This is a genomic window from Aliidiomarina sp. B3213, from assembly GCF_003290085.1.
Lineage (GTDB): Bacteria > Pseudomonadota > Gammaproteobacteria > Enterobacterales > Alteromonadaceae > Aliidiomarina.
The window spans coordinates 865,507-880,746 of record NZ_QMKJ01000001.1 but is presented as its reverse complement, the minus strand read 5'-3'; the positions used below and the strand labels follow the sequence as shown (position 1 = coordinate 880,746).

General features: G+C 45.1%; 14 protein-coding genes and 4 tRNA genes. 7 read left to right on the top strand and 11 right to left on the bottom strand.

The features are described 5' to 3' along the window. Positions 1–2: 2 nt before the first annotated feature. From DQX04_RS04290 to rsxA, 6 genes are read right to left on the bottom strand one after another with little or no spacing between them, the layout of a single operon-like run. Entirely contained in the window at positions 3–698 is a 696-nt protein-coding gene (locus tag DQX04_RS04290; RefSeq protein ID WP_111914633.1) for an electron transport complex subunit E, read from the bottom strand. Next, positions 695–1,342: an electron transport complex subunit RsxG gene (gene rsxG, locus DQX04_RS04285; RefSeq protein WP_165831938.1), complete on the bottom strand. Its 648-nt coding sequence runs from the start codon at positions 1,340–1,342 to the stop codon at positions 695–697. Before rsxG ends, DQX04_RS04290 begins: the two co-directional genes overlap by 4 nt. Then, positions 1,339–2,424, bottom strand: a complete 1,086-nt coding sequence (gene rsxD, locus DQX04_RS04280; RefSeq protein WP_111914632.1) for an electron transport complex subunit RsxD — start codon at positions 2,422–2,424, stop codon at positions 1,339–1,341. The genes rsxG and rsxD overlap by 4 nt, the downstream gene beginning before the upstream one ends. Beyond that, positions 2,421–4,358 (bottom strand): electron transport complex subunit RsxC, encoded by a 1,938-nt coding sequence (rsxC, locus tag DQX04_RS04275; protein WP_111914631.1) that lies wholly within the window; start codon positions 4,356–4,358, stop codon positions 2,421–2,423. The genes rsxD and rsxC overlap by 4 nt, the downstream gene beginning before the upstream one ends. Then, positions 4,359–4,946, bottom strand: a complete 588-nt coding sequence (gene rsxB / locus DQX04_RS04270) for an electron transport complex subunit RsxB (RefSeq protein ID WP_111914630.1) — start codon at positions 4,944–4,946, stop codon at positions 4,359–4,361. It lies immediately after the preceding gene. Further along, positions 4,943–5,527, bottom strand: a complete 585-nt coding sequence (gene rsxA, locus DQX04_RS04265) for an electron transport complex subunit RsxA (protein ID WP_111914629.1) — start codon at positions 5,525–5,527, stop codon at positions 4,943–4,945. Before rsxA ends, rsxB begins: the two co-directional genes overlap by 4 nt. A 191-nt stretch (positions 5,528–5,718) precedes the next feature. Between rsxA and DQX04_RS04260 the strand changes: the two genes are divergently transcribed. Further along, positions 5,719–6,222, top strand: coding sequence for a phosphatase PAP2 family protein (locus DQX04_RS04260; protein ID WP_111914628.1), 504 nt, complete (start codon positions 5,719–5,721; stop codon positions 6,220–6,222). A gap of 48 nt (positions 6,223–6,270) precedes the next feature. On the opposite strand, the gene DQX04_RS04255 is transcribed toward DQX04_RS04260, so the two are convergent. From DQX04_RS04255 to DQX04_RS04245, 3 genes are all read right to left on the bottom strand, one after another. Next, positions 6,271–6,347, bottom strand: a tRNA-Asn gene (locus tag DQX04_RS04255). 21 nt (positions 6,348–6,368) lie between these two features. Next, positions 6,369–6,445 (bottom strand) — tRNA-Asn (locus DQX04_RS04250). A gap of 780 nt (positions 6,446–7,225) precedes the next feature. Then, positions 7,226–8,410: a pyridoxal phosphate-dependent aminotransferase gene (locus DQX04_RS04245; protein WP_111914627.1), complete on the bottom strand. Its 1,185-nt coding sequence runs from the start codon at positions 8,408–8,410 to the stop codon at positions 7,226–7,228. A gap of 203 nt (positions 8,411–8,613) precedes the next feature. Between DQX04_RS04245 and DQX04_RS04240 the strand changes: the two genes are divergently transcribed. The 4 genes from DQX04_RS04240 (at position 8,614) to DQX04_RS04225 (ending at position 12,339) form a co-directional block, all read left to right on the top strand. After that, positions 8,614–9,960, top strand: coding sequence for an MATE family efflux transporter (locus DQX04_RS04240; RefSeq protein WP_111914626.1), 1,347 nt, complete (start codon positions 8,614–8,616; stop codon positions 9,958–9,960). 1 nt (position 9,961) lies between these two features. Continuing rightward, complete coding sequence (uvrB, locus tag DQX04_RS04235; RefSeq protein ID WP_111914625.1) at positions 9,962–12,001, top strand: excinuclease ABC subunit UvrB; 2,040 nt, start codon at positions 9,962–9,964, stop codon at positions 11,999–12,001. Between the two features lie 146 nt (positions 12,002–12,147). Further along, a tRNA-Val gene (locus DQX04_RS04230) sits at positions 12,148–12,223 on the top strand. A 40-nt stretch (positions 12,224–12,263) separates the two neighbouring features. After that, positions 12,264–12,339: transfer RNA gene (locus DQX04_RS04225), tRNA-Val, on the top strand. 57 nt (positions 12,340–12,396) lie between these two features. On the opposite strand, the gene DQX04_RS04220 is transcribed toward DQX04_RS04225, so the two are convergent. Both DQX04_RS04220 and DQX04_RS04215 read right to left on the bottom strand, forming a co-directional pair. Next, complete coding sequence (locus DQX04_RS04220; RefSeq protein WP_111914624.1) at positions 12,397–12,792, bottom strand: MAPEG family protein; 396 nt, start codon at positions 12,790–12,792, stop codon at positions 12,397–12,399. Further along, a complete protein-coding gene (locus DQX04_RS04215) occupies positions 12,789–12,962 on the bottom strand; it encodes a DUF6435 family protein (RefSeq protein WP_111914623.1) in 174 nt (57 codons plus the stop codon). Before DQX04_RS04215 ends, DQX04_RS04220 begins: the two co-directional genes overlap by 4 nt. A gap of 144 nt (positions 12,963–13,106) precedes the next feature. Here DQX04_RS04215 and gltX point away from each other — a divergent pair, with 144 nt between their 5' ends. Together gltX and can are read left to right on the top strand one after the other, a co-directional pair. Continuing rightward, positions 13,107–14,537 carry a glutamate--tRNA ligase gene (gene gltX / locus DQX04_RS04210; RefSeq protein WP_111914622.1) on the top strand — a complete coding sequence of 477 codons (1,431 nt, stop codon included), beginning with the start codon at positions 13,107–13,109 and terminating at the stop codon, positions 14,535–14,537. Beyond that, on the top strand, positions 14,530–15,168 hold the full coding sequence (can, locus tag DQX04_RS04205; RefSeq protein ID WP_111914621.1) for a carbonate dehydratase: 639 nt from the start codon (positions 14,530–14,532) through the stop codon (positions 15,166–15,168). Before gltX ends, can begins: the two co-directional genes overlap by 8 nt. Positions 15,169–15,240 lie beyond the last annotated feature (72 nt).

Genomic DNA, 15,240 nt, shown 5'->3' with positions numbered 1-15,240 from the left:
ACTTAAGTTTGCCCTGTAACTCGTGCGCGTGTTGCTTTGGTTACGGCTTGTTTTTCTTGTTTTGCTGCATGTAGCCGGTCGATACCATTTTTTATAGCAATAAGGAATCCTAAACCAATAAAGGCTCCGGGTGGAAGAATTGCTAGCAGAAGCGGGTAATCGAATTGAATAACTTCGATGCGCAGTGCGGCAGCCCATTCACCTAGAAGTAATTCAGCGCCATCAAATAGCGTGCCTTGGCCAATAATTTCTCTAACAGCACCTAGCAACACGAGTACGCCACCAAAACCTAAGCCCATGGCAAGACCATCGTAGGCTGCTAAATGCCAAGGATTCTTAGAAGCGTAGGCTTCTGCTCGACCGATAATCGCGCAGTTGGTCACAATGAGGGGAATGAAAATACCTAATGACAAATACAAGCTGTATGCGAAGGCATTCATAAGCAATTCTATCATTGTTACAAAGGTCGCAATGACGATTACAAAGACAGGTATTCTAATTTCGTTCGGAACCCATTCTCTAACTAAAGAAACTGTAATGTTTGAGCCCACCAACACTAAGAGAGTGGCAAGGCCAAGCCCCAAGGCGTTGGTTACTGTAGTGGTTACAGCGAGTAGGGGACAAAGTCCTAATAGTTGGACTAAAGCAGGATTATTTTCCCATAACCCGTTTTTTGACAAGGTTTTAATTTCACTCATCGGCTATCACCTGACTGCTGGCAGTTTGATGGTGCATTAAATAACGATTCTTGTTGCGCGTTTGCCCAAATAATAGTGCGCTCAACCGCATTAATCACTGCTCGTGGCGTAATAGTTGCCCCTGTAAATTGGTCAAATGCGCCTCCATCTTTACGAACTTCCCACCTTGGGCTTTCTTGAGCAGGAATATTCTGTTGGGTGAAAGACAATATCCAATCACTTTTTCGAGTTTCTATCTTGTCACCAAGCCCAGGAGTTTCTCTGTGCTGAAGTACGCGAACGCCCATAACTTTATTGTTTGTATTTATCGCAACAAGCATATCAATGTTTCCACTGTAACCATTTGGCGCCGTGGTTCGAATAGCGATGGCGGTATTGCCGTTGGTTGAGCGAGCCCTGTAGACAGGTTGAGGAGAAGAGCGACCTAGAACATCTGGGTTGGTCACTAAGGTGCAGTCCGCAAACAGGTCATTGCTGTGCATTTCTTCAGGTATCAGTGTATTCAGCGTGCCCATTAATTCTGCGCGTTGTTGTTGTTCAATTCGGTCAGCGGTTAAAAACTGAGTTACCACCAAAAGCCCTGTTGCAGCTAGTGCAAAAGCTCCAAGAATAAGACCGTTCTTTTTCATATTCTTGAAGATCATTCTGCAGACTCCTTGGCTTTGACATTGCCATACGGGCGAGGTTTAGAGAAGTAATCGATAGTGGGCACACATAAGTTAGCCAACAGCACCGCAAAAGCCATAGCGTCTGGGTAACCACCCCAAGTACGGATTACATAAACCAGCACGCCAATGAGAGCCGCGTATATTACTTTGCCTTTATTTGAAGTGGCTGCAGATACTGGGTCTGTGGCTATAAAAAACGCGCCTAGCATGGTTGCGCCACTCAGCAAGTGAATGTTTACTCCGGGCAACTGGTCGATTGCAAACGTAGTACCTAAACCAGAGGCAACGAGTAGAGTGCCTAACAACGCCACCGGTATATGCCATGTGATAACTCGGCGAGCGACAAGATAAGCCCCCCCGAGGAAATACGCCATGTTAACTTCCTGCCAACCCAAACCGGCTAAACCACCAAAAATAGGTGAGTTAAGCGACTCGCTTAGTGTATAGCCTTGCGAAAGCTGATTGCGTATGTGGTCGAGCGGTGTAGCCATAGAAACTGCATCGATGCCTTGCCCTAATTGCACCATTGTTACTTGCATGACACTGAAACCGTCTGTGGTGTACTGCGTGAAAAATAACCATAGACTGTCTATAAAACTTAGGTTAAAAGTAGCGAGGTGGGCTGGGGGCATCCATTGCGTCATTTGCACAGGGAAAGACACCAGAAGTAAAACATAGCCTGCCATTGCTGGGTTAAAGATGTTCTGGCCGACGCCTCCAAAAACTTGCTTGACCACTACGATAGAAAAAATGACACCTATAAATATGACCCACCAAGGCGCGAGCGGCGGAATGCTCACCGCTAGCAATGCCGCAGTAAGAATAGCTGTATTATCTCTTAAAGCGGGTTTAATAGGCTTATCTCTAAAAGCTAGGAACAAAGACTCTGCAACAATCGCAGTAACAATAGCGAAGGCGAGCTGAATAAGTACTCCCCAACCGAAGATCCAAACTTGAGCAAGCACACCTGGCACCATGGCCAGTAAAACCTGTTGCATGACCCACTGGGTATTTCGGCGCACGTGATTATGTGGTGAGGACGCTATAAAAAAACTCATGACGATTCAGAGTCTCCTCGTTCGCTTGTTGTGACACTATTTTGTTGTTTTTGTTGTTCAGCTTTCTTCGCCTTTGCTCTCGCTACAGCTGCTGCCACTCTTCTTTTCTTTTCTGCTTCTGCATTGTCAGACTGCTGTGATGACTGTTTCGCTTTGTCGTCTTCTGGGGTTGCTGATTCTGCTTGTGCAGCCTTTTTAGCTTTCGCGCGAGCTACGGCTTCAGCAACTCTCGCCTTTTTGTCGTCTTCTGCGGTTGCTGATTCTGCTTGCGCAGCCTTTTTAGCTTTCGCGCGAGCTACGGCTTCAGCAACTCTCGCCTTTTTGTCGTCTTCTGCGGTTGCTGATTCTGCTTGCGCAGCGTTTTTAGCTTTGGCTCGCGCTATGGCTGCAGCGACTTTCGACTGCTTCTCACCGTTGTTTGCTGCTGTATCTGCTGTGCTTTGTTCTGTTGGGTCTGCCTCAGCTGCAGCGGCTCTCGCAGCAAGCGCGGCCTGACGTGCCTCAGCCGCTTTCTTGTGCTTTTCTAATCTAGCTTGCTTCTCTCGCTCTAGTCTAGCCTGTCTGGCCTCAAATCGTTGTCGAGCAATATCGGCTTTTTGCTGTTCAATGAGTTCTTCACGAATTTCCGCTTTTGCTTTTCTGTAATAGTGCACAAGTGGAATTTCACTTGGACAAACATAAGCACACGCACCACACTCAATACAGTCTTTTAAGTGGTGTTGTTTAAGAGCATCGTGATCACTTGCTTTTGCGTACCAGTAAAGTTGTTGCGGTAATAATGACGCGGGACACACTTGCTCACACTGACCACAACGAATGCATGCCATTTCGTGGCCTGTAGCTGGCAGTTCTGACTCTGTTGGACACAAAATACAGTTAGTCGATTTAACAACAGGAACTTCTAAATCTGAAATCGTGTAACCCATCATTGGGCCGCCGATAATAACTTTTTGCTTAGAGCTTGCCTGTAAGCTAGCACTATCTAGCAAGTGTGACACCGGTGTACCCAATAACGCCCATACCGTGCCTGGTTTTTGTAAGGCCTCACCGGTTAAGGTCACGATGCGCTCCATCAGCGGCTTGCCTAAATAAATAGCCTCATGAATAGCATACGCAGTACCCACATTCTGCATAAGAATACCCATGTCTGAAGGGTAGCCGTTGGAAGGTACCTCTTTTCCTGTAAGTAACTGAATAAGTTGCTTTTCACCGCCCGAAGGGTATTTCGTAGGAACTACCGCCACCGCTGCTTCAATACTAGCGCTTTCTATTGCTTGGCGCATGGCTTGAATGGCTTCAGGCTTATTGTCTTCAATAGCGACAATGGTTTGCTGAGCTTGAAGCGCAGATTGCAAAATAGTGATACCTGATACTATTTCCTCGGCATGCTCTCGCATAAGCCTGTCGTCGGACACGATATAAGGCTCACACTCAACACCGTTGATAATGAGTAATTCAGTATTCTGGGTTTGGCTAAGTTTCTGCGCGGTAGGGTAAGCGGCACCGCCTAACCCTGCGATACCTGCTTCTCGAATATATTTAATAAGTTCTTGTGGACTTTGCTCTAGCGGGTTTTCAACGGCAGTGAACTCGATTGATTCATGTTTACCGTCGAGTTTAATAGTAATCGTTAAGGTCGGAATTCCCGAAGGATGATTACTAGTATGCTCAGCAATATTTATTACGGTTCCAGAACTTGGTGCGTGAACAGGTAAACCACCACTCATTCCCGGTTGAGTGAGTGCTTGCCCTCTAAGCACAGTGTCGCCAGGTTGAACCAAGAGTTGACCTTCTGCACCAATATGCTGTTTAACCGGCACATATACTTTTTCCGGCAATTCTGTTGTAGCAGTAGCCGTTTGGTTAGCTAACGTTTTTCTCTCTGGAGGGTGGACTCCTCCAGGGAAGCTCCAAATTTTGATCGCGGAAGCCACTTATACACCCTCCACTTGTCGGGAAGCTGCGGGCGCAGTGTCAACGTTCACGGGTATCGACTCTAGGTCCCACTTCCAGCGCTCTGCTTTGGTCGGTATCGGAATCATGTCTATGCAGTCTACCGGGCAAGGATCTACACATAGGTCGCATCCGGTGCACTCGTCGGCAATAACCGTGTGCATTTGCTTATTTGCACCCATAATAGCGTCTACCGGACACGCTTGAATGCATTTGGTACAGCCAATGCACTCGTCTTCTCGAATGTAGGCGACTTTCTTAACGTCTTCTACACCATGAGCTTCGTCGAGTGGTTTTGCTTCTTTACCAGTAAGCTCTGAAAGTTTTTGAATAGTTGCTTCGCCACCAGGAGGGCACTTATTAATCTCGTCTCCATTTGCTATCGCTTCTGCATAAGGGCGACAGCCAGGATAGCCACACTGACCGCACTGCGTTTGTGGCAATATTTCGTCGATTTGGTCTACGAGAGGATCGCCTTCCACTTTGAAACGCACTGCAGCAAACCCAAGTACTAAACCGAACACTAGGGCAATAATGGATACAACAAAAACTCCGGTCAATAAGCTCATGAACCACTCACCAAACCGCTAAATCCCATAAAAGCCAGTGACATTAAACCGGCGGTAATCATCCCAATGGCAGCACCTTTAAATACCACGGGAACGTCTGCTGCGGCGATACGTTCGCGCAGAGCTGAGAACAAAACCAATACTAAACTAAAGCCAATGGCGGCACCTAAACCGTAAAACACAGACTCTATAAAGTTATGTTGTTCAGTAATGTTTAGAAGCGCAACACCCAACACGGCACAGTTAGTGGTAATTAAGGGAAGGAAAATGCCTAGTAGCCGGTATAGAGTGGGACTGGTTTTGTGTACAACCATTTCCGTAAACTGAACGACTACCGCGATAACAAGAATAAAGCTAAGCGTTCTTAACGCGGTTAGCTCAAGTGGTAATAAAATGTATTGATTAACAAGATAACTTGAGACCGAGGCAAGCGTAAGTACAAATGTGGTTGCAGCCGACATGCCTATTGCCGTTTCAAGCTTATTTGAAACGCCCATAAACGGACACAAACCAAGGAATTGCACCAATACGAAATTGTTGACCAGTACCGTAGCTATCAGCAGTAATAAAATTTCAGTCATAAATCCACAAGTTGACGAGGCTGTATGTTGTTTGCGGTAGAAGATCCTGTTTTGCTATTATCCTGATTTAAGGCGGTTGACACAACTTTATAGGCATATTCCTATCAAATTCGGTACTATAGGTGTTCACCAATCAGGGACAATGAATAAAAGCTCGCGAGGAACTTACTCTGTCTAACTTTTTCCAACTCATGCGCACAGCCGACGAAACCGCGTTTTACTGGTTATTTGACCGTACTCGTCCGTTGAGAAAGTCTAGGCTAGCGTTTTGGTTGTCTCGAAGCGGAGACGGTCCTTATTACGCATTATTTACGTTGCTCGTGATCATTGCGACATTAGAAGGCAGCTGGTTATTCTTGCAACGAGCTTTACTGGCGTTTGCTATTGAAGTTCCGCTGTTTATTTGGCTAAAGAATATTTTGAAGCGTAACCGTCCTGCTGTGCGTGCTCAGTTTCGTCCCGTTATTAAACCCGCCGATAAATTTAGCTTCCCGTCTGGGCACTCTACGGCAGCATTCTTGTTTGCTGCGCTAGTGATAGCAAGTTTTCCCGTATGGTCTTCTGTAGTTTATGTTTGGGCTTTTGGTGTGGCGATTTCACGTGTTGCACTGGGTGTCCACTTCCCAAGTGATGTTATTGCAGGAGCGATTTTGGGTACATCTATAGGTGCAGCAGTAATGGCTGTACTGCAGTAATTCAAATAGAAAACATTTTAATGTAGAAGTAAAGAGGGAGATTTTTCGTGGCTCCCCAGGTTGGATTCGAACCAACGACACATGGATTAACAGTCCACCGCTCTAACCAACTGAGCTACTGGGGAATCGAAAAGGAATGTTAAGCTTGGCTCCCCAGGTTGGATTCGAACCAACGACACATGGATTAACAGTCCACCGCTCTAACCAACTGAGCTACTGGGGAATCGCTTAACGGTGCGGAATGTTAATGCGGGACTTAGTTGCTGTCAACCATAACAACAATAAATTTAGGCTGAATTGCTTCAACTGAACAAATAATACTCATTTTCTGTTATTTGAGTGTGAAAATGGCACGAAACGCTCATTTTTCATCATTATCTCTAAAGCCCTTGTATTTCGTGAGTTGTTTTCTGACTCGTAAACTCCTCTAAATTTATCCACATTTTTAACAAACCCTTGAAAGTAGTGGGTTGCATGATCTTATCCACGAAATCTGTGGATAACTTTGTGGTTAAGTATGTGAAGGGCTAGTAAAAGCGTAGGATATAGCCGATTGTAGCAATTGCTCAAAATCTGGCATGTTTTTTAAAGGTGATATAAATCAACAACTTAAAGCCAATCTTTTAAGGGGTTAGAAATTGGGCAAGTATTACACAAGTGTGACAGTTTTTGTTCGGATTTGTGGTGTTACTTGTAGTGGCGCGGTGGAAAACTCGACTTTTGGGGCTTTGTGAGTGGTTACTCTCGTTTAAAAGTATATAGAGTGTCTGTTTTAATTTTGTTAAGTAATTTACATCAACTTTTTGGCTTTGTAGGGTTCGCCAAAAAAGTGATTCCGCCATAAAAATTAGGGAAAAATTGCGGCATATCACGGTAAGTTCATTGTATTTTGGGTGTACTTAGCTATTGAAACACCAAAGAACAATGGTTTAGCTAGTTTGTATTAATGTCTAATTGGGGCAGGATGCCCTTGATATACCTTTATCAAGGGCATCGAAGTGAGCTAGGATTTAGCGAAACGAGTGATTCGCTTAATAGCTTCGTCTAGTGTAGAGGTTGCAGCTGCGAAGGAGAGGCGGAAGTGTCCCGGAGCTCCAAAGGCTGAGCCCGGAACTAATGCTACGTTTTCTTCTTCTAGCAACAGCTCACACAGTTCTACGTCAGTGGCTACATTCTTTGCCTGCATTAATACTTCGATATTAGGGAACGTATAAAAGGTACCCTGACCCGCAATCGCTTTGATACCAGGAATATCATTAAGCTGTTGGACTAACCGGTCGTGACGTCCTTTAAATTCAGTAACCATCTCTTCAATAAAGCTTTGATCACCCTGCAACGCAGCAAGGGCTGCATGTTGCGCAATAGAACACGGATTTGAGGTGCTCTGCGATTGCACTTTTTTCATGGCTTTAATAATGGTGGCAGGTCCTGCCGCATAACCAATACGCCACCCTGTCATGGCGTAGGCTTTTGATACGCCGGAAAGAACAATAGTGCGCGACTTTAGCTCTGGTGCCACCATCACAATATTGTGGAATGGCTCTTTGTCCCAGAGTATGTGCTCGTACATATCGTCTGTAGCAATAAGAATATTAGGGTGCTTTTTCAATACAGCGGCCAGACTTTCTAGCTCCGCTTTTGAATAAGCCATTCCGGTCGGATTTGACGGGCTATTTAAAAACAATAACTTGGTATTTTCTGTAATCGCTTGCTCTAGTTGCGCTGCAGTAATCTTGTATTGCTGATCAATACCGGCTTCAATAGTGACTGGTTTGCCACCCAATAATGTGGTCATGTCAGGATAAGACACCCAATACGGGGCGGGAATAATGACCTCGTCACCTTCATTGATCCAAGCGGTTAGTAAATTGAAAATACTATGTTTACCGCCTGCTGAAATAAGAATTTCATCTAGATCGTAAGAAAGACCATTGTCACGTTGAAACTTGTCAGCAACCGCCTTTTTTAGTTCAGGAATACCGTCTACAGCTGTGTACCGTGTAAAGCGTTTGTCGATTGCCTCTTTTGCGGCTTCACAAATGAAGTCTGGTGTACTGAAGTCGGGCTCGCCGACACCAAGACCAATAACGTCTTTACCTAGAGCTTTTAATTCAGCAGCTTTTTGGCTAACAGCAAGAGTAGGTGAGGGCGCAATCGCGTTCACACGATGGGAAAGTTTATAGTCCACGGCGATTCCTGAGTACCTATCAAAAGTACAATGTTAAAGGTGAGTTTTGTCATTTTTCATGACGTCTAAAACAGCCGAAACTATAAGGATTTTATGGCGAAAAGTCTAGTTCTTGCGTTGTGTGAGCGTAGCAATTCATGTTGTTTTTACGTACCATGTTCATCTCTGTAGTCCCTCGTTAAAAGCCAGTTTTAGGAGTACGAATGGCATCCGCTCAAGCATCAAAAGCAATACTGAATGCTCCTGTAGGAAGCAAGCTTTGGTCGATGACTTGGCCGGTCATTTTTGGCGTAGCAACACTAATCAGCTTCAACTTTGTTGATACCTTCTTTATTAGTTTAATTGGTACAGAAGAACTCGCAGCTGTGGGTTTTACATTCCCCGTGAGCTTTACTGTTATTAGCCTCACTATAGGCCTAGGTATTGGTACCTCAGCGGTGATGGCGAGAAAGCTGGGCGGTGACGACCATGAGGGTGCTAGAAGTGTAGGTAGTAGTGCTCTCTACTTGGCAGCTGCATTAGTTGGGACATTAGCATTCATTTTCTTCCTGCTCACCGACTTTATTTTTACCTCGCTCGGCGCAACAGACAGCCTTATGCCGTTGATTAAAGACTATATGTATATTTGGTACGCAGGTGCGGTGTTGCTTGTTACCCCTATGGTGGGGAATAGCATATTACGTGCATCTGGCGACACAAAAACCCCTTCTTTTATTATGGGCGTAGGTGGGCTTCTTAACGCGGTATTAGATCCTATATTCATTTTTGGGCTTGGACCTATCCCTGCTATGGGTATAAAAGGAGCTGCACTAGCCAGTGTGGTTTCTTGGAGCATTGGCTTTAGCCTGATTATTTATCTTCTTGTGGGACGAAAAAAGCTGATCGACTGGATACCTGCAAGTATGCAGTCATTTATGGAATCTTCACGTCAGTTACTTAAAATCGGGATACCCGCAGCTGGCGCAAATATGCTAACGCCTATTTCGGCTGGTGTGCTAACAAGTGTAGTGGCCAACCATGGAACCGCTGCTGTTGCGGCTTTTGGGGTGGGAATTCGCTTAGAGTCGCTTGCTTCGGTGGTTATTCTGGCATTGTCGATGAGCCTTCCGCCTTTTATTAGCCAAAACTTCGGTGCTAATAAAATGGGGCGTGTGCGCGAAGCTTATAGAAAGTCATTAATCTTTATTCTTGCTTTGCAGTTCTTTATTTACCTTGCGTTGCTCGCTTTACTACCCCTATTGCTGGCTGCGTTCGCACGTGATGTTGAAGTTGCTCAAGTACTAGCGTGGTTCGTAGCCATTATGCCGCTAGGTTACGGCTTGCAAGGCTGTATCATTTTAACGAACTCGTCATTTAATGCGTTACATCTACCTATGCAGGCTCTAATGGTGAGCATTGTTAGGTTGTTCGTTATGTATGTGCCTATTTCTATCCTAGGGAATTGGCTATACGGCTTGCAAGGAATGTTCGTGGGGGGCGTAATAGCGAATCTATTGACGGCTATTATTGCGTATAACTGGTTTATGCGCAGAAGCCACAAGGGAGAGTAGTGTGGAAAACGAGAGAAGTGAAAAAGGTCGCCCTTTTGAGTTGGTTTCTGAATATCAACCTGCCGGTGACCAGCCGGCAGCGATAGACAAGATCATTGATAATTTAGAGTCGGGATTAGCTCATCAGACTTTACTAGGGGTAACCGGCTCGGGTAAGACATTTACCATGGCGAATGTGATCGCTAAAACAGGTCGTCCAACGCTTATTCTTGCACACAACAAAACACTAGCAGCTCAGCTATATGGTGAGATGAAGGAGTTCTTCCCAAACAATGCGGTGGAGTATTTCGTTTCTTATTATGACTACTACCAACCGGAAGCTTATGTGCCCACCACGGACACATTTATAGAGAAAGACGCGTCTATTAATGAACACATAGAGCAAATGCGACTCTCCGCAACTAAAGCTCTTATGGAGCGACGCGATGTTGTTCTCATTGCCTCGGTGTCCGCAATTTATGGTTTGGGTGACCCGGACTCTTATATGAAAATGATGTTGCACCTTAGACGCGGGGACATTATTGATCAAAGAGAGATACTAAGAACATTAGCCACGCTTCAATATACTCGTAACGATCAGGCATTTGCGCGAGGAACCTATCGTGTTCGAGGTGAGGTCATAGATATCTTTCCAGCGGAGTCGGACGAGTTAGCGGTAAGGCTAGAGCTTTTTGATGACGAAATAGAACGCATTTCTATTTTTGAGCCGCTAACAGGGCAAATTGTGCAGCCTAATGTGGCACGCTTCACGGTGTACCCAAAAACCCACTACGTAACACCAAGAGATAAAATTGTTGATGCAGTAGAGAGAATTAAAGATGAGCTCAAAGAGCGTCGTCAACAATTCTTAGACACTAGCAAGCTTATTGAAGAGCAACGAATACGAGAACGAACTCAATTCGATATTGAAATGATGTTAGAGCTTGGTTATTGCTCGGGTATCGAAAACTATTCTCGATATTTATCGGGTCGTGCTCCTGGCGAGCCACCTCCAACCCTAATGGACTACTTACCTGACGACGCCTTGCTTATTATTGATGAGTCTCATGTCACAGTGTCGCAAGTAGGAGCTATGTATAAGGGCGATCGCTCTAGGAAAGAAAACTTAGTGAATTTTGGCTTTCGCTTGCCTTCAGCACTAGATAACCGACCGCTCAAGTTTGATGAATTTGAAGCCATAGCACCGCAAACGCTATACGTATCAGCTACACCTGGTAAATACGAGTTAGAACGTTGCGATGGTGAATTTGTTGAGCAAGTTGTACGCCCCACAGGACTTATTGATCCTGAGATTGAAGTTCGTCCAGTAGCTACGCAGGTGGACGATGTAATGTCTGAGATTCGACTTCGAAGCGAGAAGAACGAGCGGGTTCTAGTGACTACTTTAACGAAGAAAATGGCAGAGGATTTAACCGACTACCTCTCTGAACACGACATTAAAGTTCGTTATTTGCATTCGGATATCGACACAGTAGAACGTATGGAGATTATTCGAGACTTACGACTCGGTGAGTTTGACGTGTTGGTAGGTATTAACCTTTTGCGAGAAGGTTTGGATATGCCGGAAGTGTCGTTAGTTGCGATTTTAGATGCGGATAAAGAAGGCTTCTTGCGGGCTGAGCGTTCTCTTATTCAAACCATTGGTCGTGCTGCGCGAAATGTTAATGGTCGCGCTATTTTGTACGGCGATAAAATTACCAACTCTATGCAAAAGGCTATCGACGAAACGAAGCGTCGTCGTGAGAAACAAATGGCTCATAACGCCGCTCACGGAATTGTTCCTAAGGGACTGAATAAACGCGTAACCGATGTTATGGACCTTGGTGGCGATCCAAATAAACGTAAGCGTGCGGAGAAGGCTAAAGCGGCTAAGAAAGATGCAGTATTGAAAGAGTTCTCAAGTACGAAAGAGATTCTTGCTAAGATTGCTGCAGAAGAAAAGGCGATGTATAAAGCTGCGCAGGATCTTGAGTTTGAAAAAGCAGCCGCAATTCGAGATCAGCTTCACGAACTGCGAGAAAATTTAAAGTTATATAGCTAATTTGTTTGTTAATTAGCAAAAATGAATCAATTTTGAGCAGTTGAACTAGAATAGACAAAAAAGGGTAGGAAATGAGTTGACAGTATTTTCCACGTCCCTATAATAGCGCTCCGTGTTCAAGGACAGCCGTTAAGGCAGAACACTTTGGATGGTTAGCTCAGCTGGGAGAGCACCGCCCTTACAAGGCGGGGGTCACTGGTTCGATCCCAGTACCATCCACCATATTCCAGGCTACACGATACGTCGGGTAGCAACCAACTTCGGATGGTTAGCTCAGCTGGGAGAGCACCGCCCTTACAAGGCGGGGGTCACTGGTTCGATCCCAGTACCATCCACCATATAAGAAAGCCAGACTCGCAAATCGCAGTCTGGCTTTTTTGTTTTTCTGCTTCGGGTTAATTACCCCAAATCGCTCTTCCAGCCATTACGAAAGCGGCAATCATTCCAGTAATCCATATAACAGAGCGAAGGCTCGCTTTGTCAAACCAGTAGCAAATTAAGTACAGCACGCGCGAAGCCACAAACACCCAAGCCAAAGTTACTGTCAACGTATCAATAGTTTGGTTTTGGATAACGCATACCACCGCAAAGATATAAACGATAAGTGCTTCAAAGCTATTGTAATGTGCAGCATTAGCGCGAAGGCCAAACCCTTTTAAGTTTGCTTGTTGTTGCCTTGGGTATTTATTGTTGTAACCACCAGACTCTTTATTCATAGCAAGCACTAGGGGGAGTTTTGCAATGAAAGGTAGTAGGGCAATGATAAACAATGAAGTGAAAAGTTGAGTCATGATTGCTGCTCCATTTCCTGAATTTTTTGCCAAAGCGTGTCTGCTTCAGACGCCAATTCTGAGCTTGTTCTAATATCGCCTTTTCGTTGTGCCTGCATCGACTTTTCCTGCAGTTGTGCCAATTCTTTGCGCAATTTTTTGGTTGGGTTTGGTTTGAATAAGTTAAACATTCGGCTACTCCTCGTTGAACCTGACTTACTAACGTTGGAAAACTGAATTGAGATCTGTTTCCTTTACTATGGTTTGACCTGCCGTTCTTGCACACTTCTGATATAATTCGCGCAATTAATGTTTTTTAATAAGGAATTGAGTTCATGTCTGTGGTTTCTCGTTTTGCCCCTAGCCCAACAGGTTACTTGCACGTTGGTGGTGCGCGTACAGCATTGTATGCATGGTTAGTGGCGAAAGCAGCAGGGGGTAAGTTTGTACTGCGTATTGAAGATACCGACCGCGAGCGTTCAACGCAGCCTGCGATTGACGCCATTTTTGAAGGTATGAAATGGCTCGGCCTGAACTGGGACGAAGAACCTGTTTATCAAACACAACGCTTTGACCGCTACGGCAAGTTAATTGATGAGCTAATGCAAGAAGATAAAGCTTACAAATGCTATTGCTCACAAGAACGTTTAGAGAAAATGCGTGAAGAGCAAATGGAAGCAGGTTTGAAGCCTCGCTATGATGGTAAGTGTCGTCATTTAACTGCTGAACAGAGAGAAGAAAAAGAAGGTCAGCCGTTCGTTATTCGGTTTAGAAACCCGCAAGAGGGAAGTGTGGTGTTTGATGACCACGTTCGCGGTCGGATTGAAATTTCGAACCAAGAATTAGACGACCTTATTATTGCCCGAACAGACGGCACTCCAACCTATAACTTCTGTGTTGTGGTTGACGACTGGGACATGGGTATTACTCATGTGGTTCGTGGCGAAGACCATATCAACAACACACCACGCCAGATTAACATTCTCAAAGCTCTAGACGCGCCAATTCCAGAATATGCGCACGTTTCGATGATTCTTGGCGACGATGGTAAAAAACTATCGAAACGCCACGGTGCGGTAAGCGTAACTGAGTATCGCGATAAGGGATATTTACCGGAAGCGATGATCAACTATTTAGTGCGCTTGGGATGGTCTCACGGTGATCAGGAAGTCTTTAGCCGTGACGAATTGATTCAGCTTTTCAAATTGAGCGATATCAACAAAGCGGCTTCTGCATTTAATACTGAAAAATTGAACTGGCTGAACCAACATTACATGAAAACTTTACCTGCCAAACAAGTGGCGGCTGAGTTGGCGTGGCATTTCGAGCTACAAGGCGTAGACACCAATAATGGCCCAGATCTTGAGAAAGTAGTTCAACTGCAAGCAGACCGAGTGAAAACACTGAAAGAGATGGCTGAAATTAGCCAGTACTTTTATAGCCCTGTAACTGAATTTGAAGCAGGTGCGGCGAAGAAGCACCTACGTCCTGTCGCGAAAGAGGCGTTAGTCGACATTCAACAACGCTTAAGTGACTTAAAATCTTGGGACGCTGAAAGCATTCAACAAGCGATTAAAGACACCTGTGAAGCCCTTGAGATAGGAATGGGTAAAGTCGGTATGCCATTGCGTGTAGCCGTTACAGGTGGCGGCAATTCGCCCTCTCTTGATGCCACCATAGAACTAATTCCACAAAACATCGTAAAAGACCGTATAGAGCTGGCTTTGGACTTTATCCAACAGCGTGAGGAATCGGCAAATGCCTAAAATCCGTGAGTTACTGGATAATAATGTTCGATGGGCTGGTAAGAAGACGGACAACGACCCAGAGTTCTTTGAGCGTCTTGCGGCGCAACAGAAACCCGAATACTTATGGATAGGCTGTGCCGACAGCCGCGTACCTGCAAATGAAATAGTAGGTATGGACCCCGGAGAGCTGTTCGTTCACCGTAATATTGCAAACCAGGTCATACAGACCGATTTTAATTGCCTAGCAGTAGTTGAATATGCGGTGAAGCAATTAAAGGTAAAACATATCCTCGTTGTGGGGCATTACGGTTGTGGTGGTGTGGCAGCATCAATGGGGTCGTCGCGACATGGTATTGTTGACCACTGGCTTCATTCTATTAAGGGCGTATATCGTAAGAATGAAAGTGTGTTGAAAGACTTACCTGCGCCCGCGAAGCTAGACAGAATGTGCGAGTTGAATGTCATGCAACAAGTAGAAAACTTGTCGCAAAATCACATCATTCAAGAAGCTTGGGCTGAAGGGCAAGAGTTAGCTATCCATGGCTGGATTTATTCCATCAAAAATGGGTTAGCTCACGACCTTGGCGTGACCGTGAAAGGAAAGTCTGAGGTTGATCCGATCTATCAATATGGTGACGAGGCCGTTTAGACTTTCGTTATCCAAAGAGAGGAATGGAGCAGGGGATTTAGAGCCGATTTGACTGTATTTTGAATGATTAGC